The organism is Streptomyces sp. NPDC001903 (genome assembly GCF_042891345.1).
Classification (GTDB): domain Bacteria; phylum Actinomycetota; class Actinomycetes; order Streptomycetales; family Streptomycetaceae; genus Streptomyces.
The window spans coordinates 220,632-240,134 of record NZ_JBIASZ010000009.1 but is presented as its reverse complement, the minus strand read 5'-3'; the positions used below and the strand labels follow the sequence as shown (position 1 = coordinate 240,134).

At 73.2% G+C, this 19,503-nt stretch carries 11 protein-coding genes; 5 read left to right on the top strand and 6 right to left on the bottom strand.

Annotation, left to right across the window (positions count from 1 at the left end; translation table 11 throughout):
- Positions 1–620 precede the first annotated feature (620 nt).
- Positions 621–1,514 (top strand): LysR family transcriptional regulator, encoded by an 894-nt coding sequence (locus ACFYZS_RS21785; protein WP_389014942.1) that lies wholly within the window; start codon positions 621–623, stop codon positions 1,512–1,514.
- A gap of 161 nt (positions 1,515–1,675) precedes the next feature.
- Positions 1,676–2,911 carry a putative Ig domain-containing protein gene (locus ACFYZS_RS21780; RefSeq protein ID WP_389014939.1) on the top strand — a complete coding sequence of 412 codons (1,236 nt, stop codon included), beginning with the start codon at positions 1,676–1,678 and terminating at the stop codon, positions 2,909–2,911.
- A gap of 35 nt (positions 2,912–2,946) precedes the next feature.
- Here ACFYZS_RS21780 and ACFYZS_RS21775 read toward each other — a convergent pair whose 3' ends face one another.
- The 6 genes from ACFYZS_RS21775 to ACFYZS_RS21750 all read right to left on the bottom strand — a co-directional run bounded on the left by ACFYZS_RS21775 (position 2,947) and on the right by ACFYZS_RS21750 (position 15,196).
- On the bottom strand, positions 2,947–7,233 hold the full coding sequence (locus ACFYZS_RS21775) for a molybdopterin-dependent oxidoreductase (RefSeq protein WP_389014936.1): 4,287 nt from the start codon (positions 7,231–7,233) through the stop codon (positions 2,947–2,949).
- A 197-nt stretch (positions 7,234–7,430) separates the two neighbouring features.
- A complete protein-coding gene (locus ACFYZS_RS21770) occupies positions 7,431–8,576 on the bottom strand; it encodes a substrate-binding domain-containing protein (protein ID WP_389014933.1) in 1,146 nt (381 codons plus the stop codon).
- 17 nt (positions 8,577–8,593) lie between these two features.
- Positions 8,594–9,688: an ABC transporter permease gene (locus ACFYZS_RS21765; RefSeq protein ID WP_389014930.1), complete on the bottom strand. Its 1,095-nt coding sequence runs from the start codon at positions 9,686–9,688 to the stop codon at positions 8,594–8,596.
- Complete coding sequence (locus ACFYZS_RS21760) at positions 9,685–11,262, bottom strand: sugar ABC transporter ATP-binding protein (protein WP_389014927.1); 1,578 nt, start codon at positions 11,260–11,262, stop codon at positions 9,685–9,687. The genes ACFYZS_RS21765 and ACFYZS_RS21760 overlap by 4 nt, the downstream gene beginning before the upstream one ends.
- Before the next feature lie 129 nt (positions 11,263–11,391).
- Entirely contained in the window at positions 11,392–14,160 is a 2,769-nt protein-coding gene (locus ACFYZS_RS21755) for a SpoIIE family protein phosphatase (protein ID WP_389014924.1), read from the bottom strand.
- A gap of 106 nt (positions 14,161–14,266) precedes the next feature.
- The gene (locus ACFYZS_RS21750; RefSeq protein WP_389014921.1) at positions 14,267–15,196 is read right to left on the bottom strand and encodes a cyclase family protein; all 930 of its coding nucleotides are present in this window, start codon (positions 15,194–15,196) and stop codon (positions 14,267–14,269) included.
- 268 nt (positions 15,197–15,464) lie between these two features.
- Between ACFYZS_RS21750 and ACFYZS_RS21745 the strand changes: the two genes are divergently transcribed.
- The 3 genes from ACFYZS_RS21745 (at position 15,465) to ACFYZS_RS21735 (ending at position 19,489) form a co-directional block, all read left to right on the top strand.
- Positions 15,465–16,499 (top strand): PP2C family protein-serine/threonine phosphatase, encoded by a 1,035-nt coding sequence (locus ACFYZS_RS21745; protein WP_389014918.1) that lies wholly within the window; start codon positions 15,465–15,467, stop codon positions 16,497–16,499.
- Between the two features lie 257 nt (positions 16,500–16,756).
- Positions 16,757–18,169: a family 2B encapsulin nanocompartment shell protein gene (locus ACFYZS_RS21740; protein WP_389014915.1), complete on the top strand. Its 1,413-nt coding sequence runs from the start codon at positions 16,757–16,759 to the stop codon at positions 18,167–18,169.
- Positions 18,170–18,232: 63 nt separating this feature from the next.
- A complete protein-coding gene (locus ACFYZS_RS21735; RefSeq protein WP_389014912.1) occupies positions 18,233–19,489 on the top strand; it encodes a family 2 encapsulin nanocompartment cargo protein terpene cyclase in 1,257 nt (418 codons plus the stop codon).
- Positions 19,490–19,503 lie beyond the last annotated feature (14 nt).

The window sequence follows — 19,503 nt, the reverse complement described above, 5'->3', positions numbered from 1 at the left end:
GCGCTCCTCATCGAGTGCTGTGTCACATGTCGCCAGCTGCGCAGGGCTGGGCACGGCGTGGCGGTGCACCCCCGGGCAGGCCGGGGCGCAAGGGCGAGCGGGGTGAGCGGTGTGTGAGCGGGGTGAGCGGTGTGCGGGGCCTGCGGGGGCACAGGGGTGAGCGGGTGCGGGCGGGGGCGCAGGGGCGTGCGGGCCGAGCGGGGGCAGCGGGGAGTGCGCGCACGCAGCTCCCCGCCGGTACAGGTGGCCGGGCAACCCGTCTGGGTGGGACGGGCTTGAACGTTGGTCAATTCCCCTGACGCCGGGATGCATCGTGCGGTGGTCGCCCTGCAGTGTCAACGGCCATGCGGAGTAAGGTCCTTCACGTACCGGAGCGTTTCCGGACGGCGCGGTACCGCCCCGACGGCACTCCCTGTGGGGCCCCTTCTGGCCCTCCACCTGCGGTGTTCCCCGGCGCGGCGGCCGCTGCGGGAGCGGGCGCCGACGTACGGCAGGAGGCGGGGCTCATGCCCGACCGGTATGCCTCGGCGCCCCCTGGGCATGAACACCTCGTCAAATTCGGGCAGTTGTTCACCATGGCGCCCCTTACGGGGTCAACCTCGCGCGGTTACCGTCCGGTCATGACCCCCACACTCGCGCAGCTTCGTTACCTCGTCGCCGTCGCGGACTGCGGTTCCATCACCGGCGCGGCCGCCTCGGTCTTCGTTGCCCAGTCCGCCCTGTCCCGGGCCGTCCAGGCCATGGAGCGCGACCTCGGCATCGAGCTCCTCGCCCGCCGGGGCAGAGGGGTGGACCTGACCCCCGAGGGCACCCGCGTGGTGCGACTGGCCCGTACCGTCCTCGACGCGGTGGACGCCATCGATGACATCGGGACCCCGAGCGGCCAGGGCGGCCGGACCACCCTGACCCTCGTCACCACCCCCACCCTGGCCCTCGACCTGGCCTCCGAGCTGGTCCCGGGCTTCACCGCGCGCCATCCCGGGGTGCACGTACGGCTGCAGCAGCACGACGGTCGGGAGTCACTGGTGCAGGAACTCCTGGACGGGACCTCCGAATTGGCCCTGGTCGACCTGCCCGTGGACAAGGAGCTGTCCACGCACCACATCCAGGAGCGCGAGGTGGTGCTGGTCTCGCCCGCGGGCTCCCGGCTGCCCGACCCGGTGCCGTTCCGCATGCTCGACGGCCTGCCGATGGTCCTGCCGACCCCGGGCACCGGGCGGCGTACCGAGATGGAGGCCATGTTCAGCTGCCTCGGGGTCCGGCCCGTGCCCGCGTTCGAGGTCGACGAGCGGCTCGCCTGGGTGACCGGCGTGACCGACGGCCGCGGCTCCCTGATCTGGTACCGGGACGTGGTGCTGAGGGCCTTCGGCAGCCGCGCCGAGATCCGCTCCTTCACCCCGCCGCTGCTGCGCCCGGTGGGCATCGCCCACGCCCGTCGGCCGCTGACCCGGGCCGCCCGGGCGTTCATCGCGCACGCCCGGCACAACGCCCCCGTTCGGGAGCCGGCGCGCTGACCGGCGGCCGGCAGCCTGGCGGGAGGCGTGCCGGCAGCCGCCGGGAGCCGACGGAACCCGCCGGGTTTCGGCCAGGCATGCCGGCCCGGCATTGAATGATGCTCAAACGGGGGGTCGCCGGGCCTGGCGATCACCATCTGATGTGCCATCAGATGGTGCGCATGTCTCGACTCCTCACGCCCCCTTGGGCCGCCGCCCTCGCGACCGCGGCCCTCGCCACCGTGCTGTCGGCCACCGCATGGCCGGCCGCCGGTTCCGCCGGCGCCGCCACCGGCCCGGCAGCCGCCCCCGGAGCCCGGGCCGCGGCCGCCGCGCCCGCGCCGGAACGCAAGTGCACGCTGCCCGGCGGCATGGCCGAGCTCAGCGGACTCGCCATGAGCCGCAAGCACCCGGGCGTCTTCTACGCCGTCAACGACAGCGGCAACACCAACCAGGTCTTCGCCATCGACTGCACGGGCGCGACCGGCCTGCTCAAGGCCACCTACACCCTCTCCGGCGTGGGCAACACCGACTGGGAAGGGCTCGCGATCGGCAAGGACGCGGCCGGGCTCCCGGTGATCCTGGTGGGCGACATCGGGGACAACCTCAGCGGCCGCGCCGAGATCCTCGTGCACTCCTTCGCCGAGCCCGATCAGCTCGCCGGCGCCACCGTGACCCCGGTGACGTACAAGTTCGCCTACGCGGACGGCCGGCACGACGCCGAGTCCCTGCTCGCCGACCCCGGCACCGGCCAGCTGTACATCGCGAGCAAACTCATCGGCGCGGCGGGCCAGTTGTACAAGGCCCCGCTGCCGCCGCGGACCGGGCAGGTCAACACGCTCACCGCGGTCCGCCCCGGCCCTGTCTTCGCGACCGACGGGGCCTTCTCACCGTCGGGCGCCTCCTACGCCCTGCGCAGCGGCGGGCCGCTGGGCGCGAACACGGCTTCCGTGTACGACACGGCGGGGGCCAAGCTCGCGGACGTCGCCCTGCCCGCGCAGTCACAGGGCGAGACGGTGACCTACTTCGACTGCACGAGCCTGCTCGTCGGCTCCGAGAACGACACCCAGATCTGGCGGGTCCCGCTGCCGCCGGAGGCCACCCCCGGCTGCGGAAGCACCCCCACGCCGACGCCCACTCCCACCCCCACTCCCGGTGATCTCAAGCTCGCCGACCCCGGCCCCCAGACCTGCAAGTTCAACCAGACCTGCACCATCCAACTCACCGCCACCGGAGGCAAACCCGCCCTCCGCTACACCGCCACCGGACTCCCCTTCGGCCTCACCATCGACACCAACACCGGCCGCATCACCGGCAAACCCTGGGCCACCGGAACCCTCCAGATCACCGCCACCGCCACCGACACCACCCCCACCACCGCCACCACCACCTTCCCCCTCACCATCAACTGGTTCTGACACGGGTCTGCCTGGCACCGGCGCACCGGCGTCCGTCAGTACACGTCGCGGGCGTACCGCTTCTCGGCGGAGAGCTGCTTCAGGTACGCGGCGGCCTCGTCCTCGGTCAGACCGCCGTGGGCCACGGCGATGTCGCGCAGCGCCCGGTCCACGTCCTTGGCCATCCGGCTCGCGTCCCCGCACACGTAGAAGTGGGCGCCCTCCTGGAGCCAGGACCACAGCTGGGCGCCCTGTTCGCGCATCCGGTCCTGGACGTAGACCTTGGCCCGCTGGTCGCGGGAGAAGGCCAGGTCCAGGCGGCTGAGCGTGCCGTGCCGGTGCAGTTCCTCCAGCTCCTCGCGGTAGTAGAAGTCGGTGGCCCGGCGCTGCTCGCCGAAGAACAGCCAGTTCCGGCCGTGGTGGCCGAGGGCGCGGCGGTGTTCCAGGAAGGCCATGAACGGGGCGATCCCGGTCCCCGGGCCGACCATCACGGCCGGTGTCCCGGGACCCGCGGGCGGCCGGAAGTGCGCCGCGCGCTGTACGAACAGCGGTACGGGGCTGCCCGGTTCGGCGTCGGCGAGGAAGGTGGAGGCCACGCCCTTGCGGTGATGGCGGCGCGGACCCTCGTAACGCAGCACCGAGACCGTGAGGCTGACCTCGCGCGGGTCGACGAGAGGACTGGAGGATATGGAATAGAGGCGCGGCTGCAGCCGTTTGAGGCGCTCCGCCCACTCCTGGGCGCTGAGCCGGACCGGGAACTCGGCCAGGATGTCCACGGGCTGGCGCCCCCAGATCCAGCGGGCGAGCCCGTCCTTGTTGTCGGGACGCGTCAGCTGCCGGAGCCTGCGGTCGCCGGTGTGCTCGGTCACGAAGCGCAGCAGCTCGGGGGTGACGCGGGTGATGTCCAGGTGCCGGTGCAGCGCCCGGGCGAAGGGCAGGGGACGGTCGTGGCCGGGTACGGCCACTTCGGCGTCCGCGGCCAGGCCGGTGGCGGCCAGCCATTGCGTCACCAGCTCGGGGCAGTTGACCGGCTGGACGCCCAGGGCGTCGCCCGCCTCGTACGCCGGGCCGTCCTCGCCGAGGTCGAAGGTGAACCGCCGGACCTCCTTGGTGGCACCGGCCAGGCTCAGCAGCCGGTTCCCCGACAGCCGGGCGGTGTGCCGGGCGGCCGCCCGGCCCGGCGCCGCGGTGGTCGCGCCCGCGGTGGTCGCGCCCGGGGCGGCCGCGGTCCGGGGCGGTTCGGCGGGCTCGGGCGGACCGGCGGCCGCCGCGCGGGGCGCGGCGCCGGCCGCCAGCGCGCTGCGCACCTGCTCCAGCCACCGGCTGGCGGGCTCCTCGTAGTCGGGCTCGCAGTCCACGCGCGGCAGCAGGCGCACGGCCCCGAGCTCCGCGAGGCGCAGGTCCAGCCGCCGCCCGTGGCCGCAGAAGGCGTCGTACGAGGAGTCCCCGAGGGCGAGGACCGCGTAGCGGACGTCCTCGAACCGGGGCGCGTCGGCGGCGCTGACGGCCTCCCAGAACCCGGCTCCGTTGTCAGGGGCCTCGGCGTCGCCGAAGGTGCTCGTGACGACCAGCAGGTCCGTGCCGGGCGTGAGGGAGTCGGGGAGCCGGTCGGCCATGCCGTGCACGTCCGCCGCAAGGCCGTCCCGGGTCAGTGCCGCCCCGACGGCGGCGGCGAGTTCCTCGGCGTTCCCCGTCTGGGAGGCCCACAGGACCACCGTCCGCCGGGTCGGCGTGCCCGCGGTGGCGGGGTCCGCCGCCGGTGCGGAGGGCGGCGCCGGCGGGGGCATCGGGGAGAGGGCCGCCGCCGTACGGGAGTACGTGCCGGCGAGCACCCCGTCGACCCAGAGGGAGTGCCCCTCCTCGAAGGGTGCTCCGACGGGAAGCAGCGGGACGTCCGAGGCCGGCGGGGTGGAGGCGAGTCCGGCGAGGAATCCGGCGAGGTACTGGCGCTCCCGGTCGGAGAGGGCGGGCGGCGCGTGCCCGTCGAGTCCGAAGAGGGCGGTGAGAGCGGGGACCGCGGTGGCCGGCCGGGCGCTCACGGGATGCATCAGCGTCGTGGTCGTACGGCCCGGGCCGGCCGCCTCGCCGGGCGCCCCGCCGGACCCCCCTGCCCCGACTGCCCCGCCCGTGGCCGCGGCCCCGGCCGGTGCGGTGACGGGAACCGGTATCCGCGTCCTGGCCAGCGTCACCGCGCACATCTTGAACTCGGGCTGGAAGGAAACGGGGTCGACGGCGTCGTTGGTGACCGCGTTGACACTGAGGTATTCGCCGAACAGGTCGTTCCAGTGGAACGGGGCGAAGCAGTTCCCGGGCCGTACCCGGTCGGTGACGACGGCCGGCAGCACCGCCCGGCCGCGCCGCGAGGCCACCTCCACCCCGTCGCCGTCGGCGACGCCGAGCGCCGCCGCGTCCTGCGGGTGGATCTCCACGAAGGGACCCGGGGCGAGCTTGTTCAGCTTGGCGACCTTGCCCGTCTTGGTCAGGGTGTGCCACTGGTGCTGCAGACGCCCCGTGTTCAGGACGAACGGATAGTCGTCATCGGGCAGTTCGGCGGCCGGCAGGTGCGGCCGGGCGAAGAAGGAGGCCCGCCCGGAGGCGGTCGGGAAGACCAGCCGCGGGCGGCTGCCGTCCGGGCGCTCGACGAGGGTCTGGCTGACGCCGTCGTTCAGGTACCGGACCGGATTGCGGTCCGGTCCGCCCGGGGCGGCCGGCCACTGCACCGGCCCGCCGCGCAGCCGCTCGTACGACACGCCCCGCAGGTCCCAGCCGGTCGCCGGGTTCCAGGCCCGCCGCAGCTCCTCGAAGACCTCCTCGGCGCTGCCGTACGTGAACGCCTCGGCGAATCCCATCTCGCAGGCGACACGGGCGATCAACTGCCAGTCGGGAAGCGCCTGTCCGGGAGGGTCGACGACCCCCCGGGCCAGGGTGAGGCTGCGCTCGGAACTGACCATCACTCCGTCGGCCTCCGCCCACAGGGTGGCGGGGAGCACGATGTCGGCGTAGGCGTTCGTCTCGGTCTCGGCGAACACGTCCTGGGTGATGACCAGTTCGGCCGTCTCCAGAGCCTTGATCACGGTGCTGCGGTTGGCGACGGAGGCGACCGGATTGGTGCAGATGATCCAGCACGCCCGTATCCCGCCGGCCGCCATCTCCTCGAACATCTCGACGGTGCCGCGCCCGACGTCCGTGCGCAGGGTGCCCTCCGGCAGCCCCCACAGCTCCTCGGTGAAGCGCCGGTCCGCGTCGACCAGGACCGATCGCTGGCCGGGCAGCCCCGGTCCCATGTAGCCCATCTCCCGGCCGCCCATGGCGTTGGGCTGGCCGGTCAGGGAGAAGGGGCCGCTGCCGGGGCGGCAGATCGCCCCGGTGGCCAGGTGCAGGTTGACCAGGGCGTTGGTGTTCCAGGTGCCGTGGGTGGACTGGTTGAGTCCCATGGTCCAGCAGCTCATCCACTCGCCCGCCTCACCGATCCAGCGGGCGGCCTGCCGGATGTCCGCCTCCGGTATCCCGGTGATCTCGGAGACCTTCGCGGGCGGGTAGTCCCGCAGGAAGGCCGGCATGTCCTCCCAGCCCTCGGTGTGCTCGGCGATGAAGGCCGGGTCGGTCCAGCCGCCCTCGACCAGCAGGTGCAGCACCCCGTTGAGCAGGGCGAGGTCGGTGCCGGGCCGTATCTGCAGGAACAGGTCCGCCTTGTCGGCGGTGGCGTTGCGGCGCGGGTCGACGACGATCAGCTTGGCGCCGGCGGACTTGATCCGGTCCATCATCCGCAGGAAGAGGACGGGGTGGCAGTCGGCCATGTTGGAGCCGATCACGAAGAAGGCGTCGGCCCGTTCGAAGTCCTCGTACGAGCCGGGTGGCCCGTCGGCGCCCAGTGAGAGCTTGTAGCCGCTGCCGGCGCTGGCCATGCACAGCCGGGAGTTCGACTCGATCCGGTTCGTGCGCAGGAACCCCTTGGCCAGCTTGTTGGCCAGGTACTGGGCCTCCAGGGACATCTGGCCGGAGACGTACAGGCTCAGCGCGTCGGGGCCGTGCGCGTCGAGGACGGACCGCAGCCGCTGCGCCGTCCGGGTGATGGCCGCGTCCACGTCCACGGCGGCGGGCTCGGCGCCCCGCTCTTCGCGGACCAGGGCCGTCCCGAGCCGGCCGGGCGCGGCCGCCAGGTCCGCGTGTGTGGCGCCCTTGGTGCACAGCCGCCCGGCGTTGGCCGGGTGCCGCTTGTCGCCGACCGCCTTGGCCACCGTACGGCGGCCGTCCGCGCCCCGGGCGATGTCCAGCACGATCCCGCAGCCGACGCCGCAGTAGGAGCAGACCGTCCGTACGGGTGCGGCTTCCGCCTCGGACACAGGAGACCTCCTCGGAGAAGACCGGCCGACCCCCAGATCCCCGGGCGCCGCGGCCGTGTGCAGGTCGATCCCGTGGCGCCCAACGTAGAAAACCCCTGTTGCGCACGTGTGACGGGCAGCGCCGCCCCGGGGTTACAAGCGGCTGCGCGGGCGCCCCCACCGGCCGTGAGGCGCGCATCCACGTAGACACGGGCGGGTCAGCCGTGCCAGATCTTCTCGTACGCCTCCCGGTAGCCCTCGGGGTCCCAGGACGTGGCCCCGGCGCTGTTCTCGGCCGTCGCGATGTGGACGGGGGCCACGTAGCCGCCGGCCGGCTGCCCGGCGAACGCGCGGTTGAACTCGTCGACGATCTGCCAGCCCTGCTGCGCAAGCGGCTCCGGGACGGTGGCGGCCTGGAACTGCTCGCTGTTGATGCGCCGGAAGGCCGACGGGTCCCCGTCCCCGGCGCCGATGTTGAAGGGCGGCCCGGAGCCGGGCTTGCCGGCGGCCCGGAAGGCGGGGGCGGCGTCGTCGAAGTACAGGTCGTTGATGGCGACCGAGTACGTCCACCGCTTCCCGAGGCGCGACAGCAGCGAGGCGACCTCCTGCGGGGTGCGCCTGCTCGCGTCCGGGATCGGGATGTTCTTGTGCGCGAGGAGCTTGACGCCCGGGCAGGCGGCGAGCCGCTGCTCGATCAGCTCGGACTTCGTACCGGCGAACGGGATCGAGTCGTCCGTGAAGACGACGACCCCGGCGGAGCCTTCGGACCGGGCGATGACCCAGTCCGCGCTGGCCTTCGCCACCTCCTCCACCTTCGTGGTGACGTTGGTGAAGAGCCGGGGGTCGGTGCTCGGGCCGGGGGCGTTGACCGCGTGCCAGCCGACGAGCGGGATGCCCGCCGCCTCGGCCCGCGCCACCTGCTGAGAGGTCAGCCGGGGATCGAAGCCGCCGATGACGATGCCCGAGGGTTTGAGCGTGACGGCCTGGCTGAGCGCGGCCTGGATTCCGGCCGGGGTGCCTTCCCCGTCGATCACCCGGACGTTCCAGCCGATGGTCTGCGCGGCCTCCCGGACCCCCTTGGCGACTCCCGCGACGCCGGGGTTGGTCATGGTCTGCGCGACGTAGACGAGGGTCTTGCCGGGGACCGCCCGGGGGCCGGTGGTGGGGCCGTTCCACGTGGTGTCGGTGCTCACGGCCCGCTGGACGTTCGCCTTGGCCTCCCGGAGGACGGCCGGGCAGCCGGCGGCCGAGGGGCCGGTGGCGTTCGAGGACTCGCCGCTCCCGCAGCCGGCGAGGGCGGCGGCCGCGGCCAGCAGGGCGGTGGCCGCGAGCGGGGGCCTGCGATGCGGGTGCGTCGGGTACACGGTGCTCCTGAGCTTGTCTAAGGGCTGCCGGTGCTGGTGCCGGCTCCGGCGCCGGTTCCTGTGCCGGCTCCGGTGCCGCCGTCCGCCGTCGCGACGGCGTCGCCGCGCAGCCGCCGCCGGGCCGAATAGCCGGCCAGCCCCACCGCGATGAGCAGCGTGCCGCCGTTGAACAGCGGGGTGGCCCAGAACTGGGCGCCGAGCTGGCCGATCCCGGCGAGTCCGACGGCCAGGACGGTCACGGCCACGAGGGTGCCGATGGCGTTGGCCCGGCCCGGCCTGATAGCGGTGGAGCCGAGCAGGGCGCCGACGAACGCGGGCAGCAGGTAGTCCAGGCCCACGCTCGGGTTGCCGATCTGCTGCTGCGCGGCGAGCAGCACGCCGGCGAACCCGACGACCGTGCCCGAGCAGCAGAAGGCGTAGACGCAGTACCGGTGGGTGGGGATGCCGATGATCTCGGCGGCGCGGGGGTTGGAGCCGATGACGTACAGGTACCGGCCGAACGGCAGCCGCTCCAGCAGCAGCCAGAAGAGGACGACGAGGCCGAGGACGTAGAAGGCGGGAACCGGCAGGCCGAGGAACCGGGCGTCGTAGAGGTCGGTGAAGGCGGTCGGCAGGCCGTCGGGACCGGGGACGATCCGGCCCCCGTCGGTGATCCAGCCGGTGACGGCGTACATCATGCTGCCGGTGCCGAGCGTGGCGATGAAGGCGTCGATCCGGGCGAACTCGACGATGACCCCGTTCACGGCGCCGGACAGGGCGCCTCCGGCGACGACCGTGAGACAGGCGAGCGGCCAGGGCCAGCCCTTCTCGATGATGAGGAACAGCGCCATGACGTGCGCCAGGCCCAGCCCGTAGCCGATGGACAGGTCGAACTTGCCGCTCGCGATGGGGATCGTCACACCGAGCGCGAGGAGGGCCGGGATCGACTGGTTGGAGAGGATCGAGGAGACGTTGTCCAGGGTGGGGAAGGTGTCGGGCAGGAGGACGGAGAAGAGCAGGAACAGCAGGACCGTGAGGGTCAGCAGGCCGTACGTCCCGATGAAGTGCCCGTGCCCGTGCCCGCGCCGGTGCCGGTGACCCGTCCGGGCGGGACGCGCGGTGGACGGGCTCACCGGCCCTCCGCGCTTCCGGTGATCGCGGGCAGGGCCGAGGCGGTGCGGGTGAGTTCCGTGACGCTCAAAGCTTCCCCCGCCAGCTCGGCCACCACGGTCCCGCGCCCGAACACCAGCGCGCGGTGGCACACCTCGGCGATCTCCTCGAAGTCGCTGGAGATGAACAGCACCGCCAGTGGGGCGGCCGGCGCCTCGTCGAGGAGCCGGTGGATCGAGGCCTTGGCACCCACGTCCACTCCGGCCGTCGGCTCTTCGAGGATCAGCAGGCGCAGCCGCCCCCGGAGCCGGCGGCCGACCATGACCTTCTGCTGGTTCCCGCCGGACAGGGTGGCGATCGGCACCTCGCTGTCGCGGGGGAGTACGGAGAAGCGGTCGATCAGGGCGGCGGCCTCGGCGCGTTCGCGCCGCGGGGCGATCCAGTGCCAGGCCGGGACCCCGGCAGCCCGGGGATTGGCCAGGAAGTTCTCCCGTACCGTCAGTTCCGCGGCGCAGCCCTCCTCCTGCCGGTTGCCGGCCACGAAGCCGACCCCGTGGCCGAGGGCGGCGGCGACCGTACGCGGGTGGTACGGACGCCCGTCGAGCAGGGCCCGACCCCCGAGCAGGGGCAGCGCGCCGGCGAGGGCGCGCCCGAGGTGCATGTGACCGGCGCCGGTCAGGCCGACCATGCCGAGGATCTCGCCCTCGCGCAGCTCCAGGCTGACGGGTCCGGTGCGTTCGGTCGTCACGCCGTCGAGGCTCAGCACGGCCGGCGCCCGCCGGCCGGAGGCCGGTGCGGGAGCCGCTGCCCGGGGTCGGCGCCCGGCCGGTTCGTGGCCCACGATGTCGCGCACCAGCCGGGCCGGGCCGTACGCGGCGAGGGGCCCCTGGCTGACGAGCCGACCGTCGCGCAGGACGGCGAAGGAGTCGGCGACCTCGTACACCTCGTCGAGCCGGTGGCTGACGTAGAGGATGCCGTGCCCCCGGTCGCGCAGGGCGTGCAGTACGTCGAACAGCCGCGCGCAGTCCGCTGCGGGGAGGGTGGCGGTCGGCTCGTCGAGGACGAAGAGCTCGGCGCGCCTGGCCAGGCCGCGGGCGATGGCGACCAGGGAGCGTTCGGCGGGGGCGAGGTCGGCGATCCGGGCGTCGGGGTCCAGGTGCCCGGCGACGATGTCCAGCGCCTCGGCGCAGCGTTCCCGCGTCCGCCGCCAGGAGATCAGGCCGTGGCGGCGCGGGTATCCGTTGCCCAGGGCGATGTTCTCGGCAACGGTCATCCAGTCGACCAGGCCGAGATCCTGGTGGATGAAGGACATGCTGCGCGAGGCCGCGTCGGAGCCGAGCGGGTGGCCGGCCACGGTCACCTCGCCCTCGTCGGCCCGCTGGACCCCGGCGAGCACCTTGATGAGGGTGGACTTCCCGGCGCCGTTGGGGCCGAGGAGGGCGAGGACGCTGCCGCCGTGGACGTCGAGGCTGACCGCGTCCAGCGCGACGGTGCCGCCGAACCGCTTGCCGAGACCGCGCATCCGGACGAGGGGTTCCGCGCCGGGGCGCGAGGGCGGGGGCGTCGAGTTGACGGGAGTGGCGGGAGTGTCATGCACGGACTTCTCCGGGGCCGCCTGGGGAGGTGGTGCTGGGGGAGGTACAGCCTGAAGCGATGAGGACACCGGTGATGCTACTGGCGACTGTGGAGATATGGGCGATATGTCGCCTCGCGGGCCTGTCGGCCCTCAGGCCGCGTCCAGGGCGCATTCGGCCCAGATGACCTTGCCCTGCGTGGTGTACCGGGTGCCCCAGGCGCGGGCCAGCTGTGCGACGAGGAACAGGCCGCGCCCGCCCTCCTCGGTGGAGGCCGCCCGCCGCAGGTGCGGGGCGGTGTTGCTGCCGTCGGAGACCTCGCAGATCAGCGAGCGGTCGTGGACCAGGCGTACCTGGATGGGCTCGGTGCCGTACCGGACCGCGTTGGTGACCAGCTCGCTCAGCATCAGCTCGGCGGCGAACGCCAGCTCGTCCAGCCCCCAGTCGGCGAGCTGGCGGGTGGCGGCGGCGCGGACGCCGGCGACCAGGGACGGGTCGGCGGACACGGTCCACGTGGCGATCCGGTCGGCGGGCACGGTACGGGTGCGGGCGACGAGCAGCGCGATGTCGTCCGCGGGGTGCTCGGGCGCCATGGCGTCGATGACCGCCCGGCAGGTGTCCTCGGGCGAGCGGTCCGGCTGGGCCAGGATCCGGCTGAGCTGGTCGAGGGCCACGTCGATGTCGCGCTCGCGGTCCTCGACGAGTCCGTCGGTGTAGAGGACCAGCGTGCTGCCCTCGGGGAGCCGGATCTCCGCCGTTTCGAACGGCAGGCCGCCGAGGCCCAGCGGCGGTCCGGCGGGCAGCTCGGGGAACGTCACCCGGCCGCCCGGGTGGACCAGGGCGGGCGGGGGGTGCCCGGCGCGGGCCATCGTGCACAGCCGGGACGTGGGGTCGTAGACGGCGTAGAGGCAGGTGGCGCCTACGATTCCGGTGCTGCCGGAGTCGTTGTCCCCGCCCTCCTCCCGGTCCAGGCGCACCAGGAGGTTGTCCAGGTGGGTCAGGAGCTCGTCGGGGGCGAGTTCGAGTTCGGCGAAGTTGCGGGCGGCCGTGCGCAGCCGGCCCATGGTGGCGGCTGCGTGCAGGCCGTGGCCGACGACGTCCCCCACGAGGAGGGCGACGCGGGTGCCGGAGAGCGGGATGACGTCGAACCAGTCCCCGCCCACTCCGGATTCGGCGGGCAGGTAGCGGTGCGCGACCTCGACCGCCCCCTGCTCGGGGATGCCGTGCGGAAGCAGGCTCTCCTGCAAGGACAGGGCCAGGGTGTGCTCGCGGGTGTAGCGGCGGGCGTTGTCGATGCAGAGGGCGGCGCGGGCCGCGAGCTCCTGGGCCAGCCAGCTGTCGTCCTCGCCGAACGGGGCGGGGTCCTCCGAGCGGTAGAAGCTGGCGATGCCCAGCAGGACTCCGCGGGCGAGGAGGGGGACGGAGATGAGGGAGTGCACGTTGCGGGAGAGGATCCGCCGCGCGTGCTCGGGCTCCTGGTCGATCCAGCCGACCGCCTCCCGCAGGTCGGCCTCCAGCACCGCCTGCCCGCTGTCCAGGCAGCGCATGTGGGGGGTGCCGGCGAGCAGGTCCACCCGACGGCCGGCCGGGTAGAAGGGGTGCCCCTCGTCCTCGCGTATGCCGTGGACCACCGCCCGGTGCAGCTCGCTGCGCGGATCGGCGGACTCCTCGCCGCGCAGCACGGCTTCCGGCACGTCGACGGTGACGTAGTCGGCCAGGCGCGGGACGGCCATCTCGGCGAGTTCCCACGCGGTGCGGGTGACGTCCAGCGTGGTGCCGATACGGGTGCTCGCCTCGGCCAGCAGCTCCAGACGGCGGCGCGCCGCGACGGCGTACTTGCCGACTTCCGGCTCGCCCACCAGCACCAGGCCCCGGACCTTGCCGGCGGCGGGCGGGTCCGCGTCCGGGGGGCGGGAAGCCGCTGCGTGCGGCATGTCGCGCGGCGTTTCGTGCGGTGCGCCGTGCGGCGGTCCCGCGCCGGTCGCGACGCGGAGGTGGTGGCCCGGAGGGGGCTCACCGGTGAACACGGCCTCGACGACGACGCCCTCGACCCCGGAGCGGCTCGTGACCGGGCTGCTCAGCAGCGTGACCCCCCGCCCGTGGGGCAGGGACACCTCGACGGTCGCCCGGTGCGTCGAGGAGATGAGCTCGGTGGCCCTCTCCTTGAGGATCATCTGGTCGTGCAGGTCCAGTCCGCTGTCGCCGAGCTCCTCCAGCCCGATCACCGGCCCCTCCCCGGGGCCGGCCCCGTTCCGGGCCAGGTGGCCGGCGTCGAGGTACGCGCGCAGCAGTGCGCGCTCCCGCGCCGAGCGCTGCTCCATCAGCCGCCGCTCGATGGACTCCGCGGCCCGGCGGACCAGCGCGGGAAGCGCCGGGTGCTCGTAGCCGTGCGGGTAGCCGAAGCAGAGCACGCCGACGACGTGCCCGCTCAGCTGGTCGCGGATCGGGGTCGCGGAACAGGCGTTCGACTGCGAGCGCTCGGCGAAGTGCTCGGCCCCGTAGACCTGTACCAGGTGCCGTTCGGCGAGCGCGAGGCCGATGCCGTTGGTCCCCGCGAACCGCTCGGCGAAGACGAAGCCGGGGACGGTCTGGATGGGCGGCAGGGTGCGGGCCAGGGCGGGTTCCCCGAAGCGGCGCTGGAGCACCGTCCCGTTCCCGTCGGCGAGGGAGACGTTCATCTGGCTGCCCGCGAACCGGGACGCCAGTTCGTCGAGCACGGGCCCGGCCGCGTGCACGAGGCGGCTGTCGGGGTCGAAATCGTCCCGGTACGGAAGGTCCGTCTGGTCCGGCGAGAGCCCGAGGGACCGGCAGCGCTGCCACGAGTTCAGGATCGGGCTCCGTACCCCGTCCGCGATCGGCTCGCCCACCAGGAACCGCTCACGGGAGCGTGCGGGGCCGATCTGCTCTCCCGTGGCCCCCATACGCATCACTTCCCCTTACCGAGCGCCCGGCCGCAGCGAGGCGCCACAGCGGAGCGCTTACGCCGAGCAAGTGCTTTCCGAGTATATTCCCACCCGTTTGTCCGCATCAGAGGACGGCGACCGGATTGACGGGCGAACCCGTCCCGCCGGGTACGTTCAGCGGTGCCACGACGATCATGAATTCGTGGCGGCCGGCCTCGGCGCAGGCGGCCGCGAGGGCCTCCAGGTCCAGGTTGTCCAGCAGCGGCATCCCCATCGCGGCCACGGCGAGGGCGTGCACGGGGGAGTGGACGCCCTCGACCGGCGAGGGGCGCAGGTCGCTGTCCCCGTCACCGCCGAGCAGGGCGACGGCGCGCTCGGCCAGCAGCGGCACGGCGTCCACGTGGAGACCGGCGCTCGCGGCGTCGGAGTCCCACGGGCCGAGCTCCCGACTGCGGCGGAAGCGGCCGGAGCGCAGCAGTACCGCGCAGCCCTCGTCGATCGTCACGCCCAGGGCCCGCTCCGCGGCCAGGACGTCCCGCGCGTGGACGGCCTGCCCGGGCTCCAGCCAGTCGACCCCGAGGACGGCCGGCAGGTCGAGGAGCACGCCCTTGGTGACGAGCGGCCCGAGCGCCGCCACCGAGCCGAAGCGGGCGCCGCCGGCGCCGATGGCCTCCCGCGCCGCACGGCCCTCGTAGAGCCGCCCCTCGTACGCCACGTGTGACAGCGCGTCCAGGTGGCTCACGGCCTTGCCGTGGTAGTCGGCCGCGAGGAAGTCCTTGTACGTGGCGGGCTCCGGGGCCTCCACGTCGCCGAGGTCGGTCATGTGGTGCAGGGCGGGCCTGCGGTTGTCCGGTCCGGGCCGGGTGTCCCAGGGCAGGCCCAGCGGCACCGCCGTTCCGGAGCGGACCAGGGCGGCGGCCCGCCGTACGTGGTCCGCGCTGACCCGGTTCCAGGCGCCGCGGTCGGCCGGGGTCCAGCGGCCCCAGGTGCGGACCGAGGCGAAGACCGCGTCGAACTCCCGGCGGGAGATCCGTCGCTCGGGGCTGCTGCTCATCCGTGACTCACCGCTCCAGAGGCTTGGCATGGGCCCCGCTCCGGGTGGGGGCGGGGCCGGTGAACGGGCGCCCCGACGCCCGCACCGCCTCACATGCCCGCGGGCCGGTGGCCCTACGCCCGGCAGGCCCCGCACGGGCGAACGGTGGCGGCAAACGGCCGCGACGGCGCAGGCTGGACCCATGCGGGTGTCCTTCCGCCCACCTCTTCGACCGGGAGCAGGCGGCAACCACCAGGTCCTTTTCGTCCTCGCGGAGTGTCTGCCCTTCGTGATCGCGCTCTCGGTGCTGATCATCGAGTTCACGCCCGCGCACGTGCTCTACACCGGCCCCATGCTGGTCGCCACGCCTGCGCTGGCCGCGGTGGCGATGGGCCCGAAGGGCACCCTGGCGGCGGTGGCGCTGGCCGTGGCGGTGAGCGTGACCACCGCCACCTACAACGGGGCCTGGGGCAGCCAGCAGGTCTACACCAACTTCCTGGCCCTGTTCCTGGTGTCGCTGGCGAGCCTCGCGACGAGCAGTACCGTCCGCAGGCGGCGGGAGGACGAGCTCGACCAGGTCCGCCGGATCGCCGTGGCGGCGCAGGAAGCCGTGCTGCGGCCCGTCCCGGTCCGGCTGGGCCCTCTGCGAATGGCCGGCATGTACCTGGCGGCCGAGATGGGGGCGCAGATCGGCGGCGATCTGTACGAGGCCGTACAGACGCGGTACGGGGTCCGGGTGATCGTGGGCGACGTCCGGGGCAAGGGGCTGCCGGCCGTACGGGCGGCGGCGGCCGTGCTGGGCGCGTTCCGGGAGGCCGCGCACTACGAGGACGAACTGGTGGGCGTGATCAACCGCTGCGAGGCGGCGCTGCTGCGGGACGCGGCCGTGCCGGGCGTGATCGACCCGGAAGCGCTCGTGGAGGGGTTCGTCACCGCGCTCGTGGCACAGGTGCCGGACGGGCCCGTGGTCGAGGTGGTCAATCGCGGCCATCCGCCTCCGCTGCTGCTCAGCGGGGGAACGGTCCGCGCCCTGATGCCCGCCTGCCCGCTGCCGCCGCTCGGCCTGGCGGAGTTCGTCACCGGGCCTCCCGGCGCGGCGGACAGCTACTCCTTCGTGCCCGGAGACCGGCTGCTCTTCTACACCGACGGCGTCATCGAAGCCCGTGACGGCGGCAACGGCTTCTTCGCCCTGCCCGAGGCGATGGAGGCGGCGCAGGCGGCGCCCGAGGCGCCGGATTTCCTGAACCGGCTCCACCGGGAACTGCTCCGCCACACCGGTCACCGGCTGGCGGACGACGCGGCGATGTTCCTCGTCGACCGGTGACGTTCCGTCAAGTCCCGTAGAGGAACAGTCATTCGAGCTGGCTTGAATGTCGCCGGCCCGGTCCGTAAACGCCGCGCGGGACAAGATCGCCGTATCGAGGTAATGGCGACGGCTGAAGGGGCTGATGTGGTGCACGGACGGTTAGTGTGCTCCCGGATCTGGACGGATTGCCCGGAATTCCGACCCCTTTCTTCTTCTTTCCACCGGTGACGTGTGCGCGTCGCCGGTCACCGCCCCGATGAAGGAGCGCCTGCCCGATGACCGTGGACACCAGCCCGGAGGCGCAGCTCGAACCGCCCCGGCAGACCAGCCTGGGCACGGCTGCTGCCCGCAACCTCGCCACCACCACCAAGTCCGCCCCGCAGATGCAGGAGATCACCTCCCGCTGGCTGCTGAAGATGCTCCCCTGGGTGGAGACCAAGGGCGGCACCTACCGGGTGAACCGCCGATTGACCTACACCGTCGGCGACGGCCGCATCGAGTTCGTCCAGGACGGCGCCCACGTCCGGGTGATCCCCCGCGAGCTCGGCGAAATCGCCATGCTGCGCGGCTTCGACGACCTGGAGGTGCTGACCGCGCTCGCCGCCCGGTGCGTCCAGCGCGACTTCCGTGCCGGCGAGGTGCTCGTCGAGCGCGGCACACCGGCCAACGACATCCACCTGATCGCCCACGGCCGGATCAACCAGACCTCCGTCGGCAAGTACGGCGACGAGGTCGCGGTCGCGGTGCTCGCGGACGGCGACCGGTTCGGCGAGAACGCCCTGCTCGACGGCGCGGGCGGCTGGGACTACACCGCGACCGCCGCCACCGCGGGCACCCTGCTCACCCTGTCCCGCTCCGACTTCGCGGCCGTACTGTCCTCGGCGCCGCACCTGCAGGCCCACGTCCAGCAGTTCGGCTCGCTGCCGCACCAGCGGCAGAACAAGCACGGCGAGGCCGAGATCGCCATGTCGGCCGGCCACACCGGCGAGCCCGAACTGCCCGGCACCTTCGTCGACTACGAGCTCAATCCGCGCGAGTACGAGCTCTCCATCGCGCAGACCGTCCTGCGGGTGCACACGAGGGTCGCCGACCTCTACAACGAGCCGATGAACCAGACCGAGGAGCAGCTCAGGCTCACCATCGAGGCGCTGCGCGAGCGCCAGGAGCACGAGCTGGTCAACAACCGGGAGTTCGGCCTGCTCCACAACGCCGCCTTCAAGCAGCGGATCCAGACCCACTCCGGCCCGCCCACCCCGGACGACCTCGACGAGCTGCTCTGCCGTCGCCGCGGCACCAAGCTCTTCCTCGCCCACCCCAAGGCGATCGCGGCGATCGGGCGCGAGTTCAACGCTCGCGGACTCTACCCGGACCACGTCGACCTCGGCGGACAGCAGGTTCCGGCCTGGCGCGGAGTCCCGATCCTGCCGTGCAACAAGATCCCGATCAGCAAGGAGAACACCAGCTCGATCATCGCCATGCGTACCGGCGAGGACAACCAGGGCGTCATCGGCCTGCGCCAGACCGGACTGCCGGAGGAGTACGAACCGGGCCTGTCCGTGCGGTTCATGGGCATCGACGAGCGGTCGATCATCTCCTACCTGGTCTCCACGTACTACTCCGCCGCCGTCCTGGTGCCCGACGCGCTCGGCGTGCTGGAGAACGTACAGATCGCCCGCAGGCACGACTAGCAGGCCGCCCGGGGCCGCGCCCGGGAGCCGGGACAGCCCAACCACCCCACCAAGGAGTCACGGATGCCCGATCCCGGGCCTTCCCCTCTGCAGTCGAGCCTCCCCGCCGCCGCGGCCGCCTTCGGGACGTACGGTCACGGCCGCGGCATCGAAGCCGTCGGCTGCGTCCGGCCCGAGCAGCTCGCCGTGCCCGCCCCCGCCGAGCCGCCGGCTCCGGCCGGGGTACCGCACCCCGCCCTGGAGCGCCTGCTGCGCGGCCCGAGCGGCCTGGGCACGGTGGGCCTCCACCTGGTACGGCACGAGGAACCGCCGACGGCGGCTCCGGAGCGGGCCGAGCCGGCGGCCGGCCGGCCGATCCCGGGCCTCTATCACCACCCCGTACCGGAACCCGACCCCGTACGGGTGGAGGAGGTCAGTCGCCGGATCAAGGAGTGGGCCGACGAGGTCGACCTCTACCCGCCGGAGTGGGAGGACCAGTTCGACGGCTTCTCCGTGGGCCGCTACATGGTCGCCTGCCACCCCGACGCCCCGAGCATCGACCACCTCATGCTCGCCACCCGGCTGATGGTCGCCGAGAACGTGGTCGACGACTGCTACTGCGAGGACCACGGGGGCTCGCCCGTCGGCCTCGGCGGACGCCTGCTGCTGGCCCACACCGCACTCGACCCCCTCCACACCACGACCGAATACCAGCCGCAGTGGACGGAATCGCTCCACTCGGACGCCCCGCGGCGCGCGTACCGCTCGGCCATGGAGCACCTCCTCCAGGGGGCCGGCCCCTCCCAGGCCGACCGGTTCCGGCACGACATGGCCCGGCTGCACATGGGGTACCTCGCCGAGGCGGCCTGGGCCGAGACGGACTACGTACCGCAGGTGTGGGAGTACCTGGCGATGCGCCAGTTCAACAACTTCCGCCCCTGCCCCACCATCACCGACACCGTCGGCGGCTACGAACTGCCCGCGGACCTGCACGCCCAACCGGCCATGCAACGGGTCATCGCGCTCGCCGGGAACGCCACGACCATCGTCAACGACCTTTACTCCTACACCAAGGAACTCGCCAGCCCAGGCCGCCACTTGAACCTTCCCGTGGTGATCGCCGAACGCGAGGGCGTCCCCGTCAAGGAGGCCTACCTGAAGGCGGTCGAGGTCCACAACGACCTCATGCACGCCTTCGAGGCCGCGTCCGCCGACCTGGCCGCCACCTGCCCCGCCCCGAACGTGGCGCGCTTCCTGCGGGGCGTCGCCGCGTGGGTCGACGGCAACCACTACTGGCACATGACCAACACCTACCGCTACAGCCTGCCCGACTTCTGGTAAGGACGGATTTATAA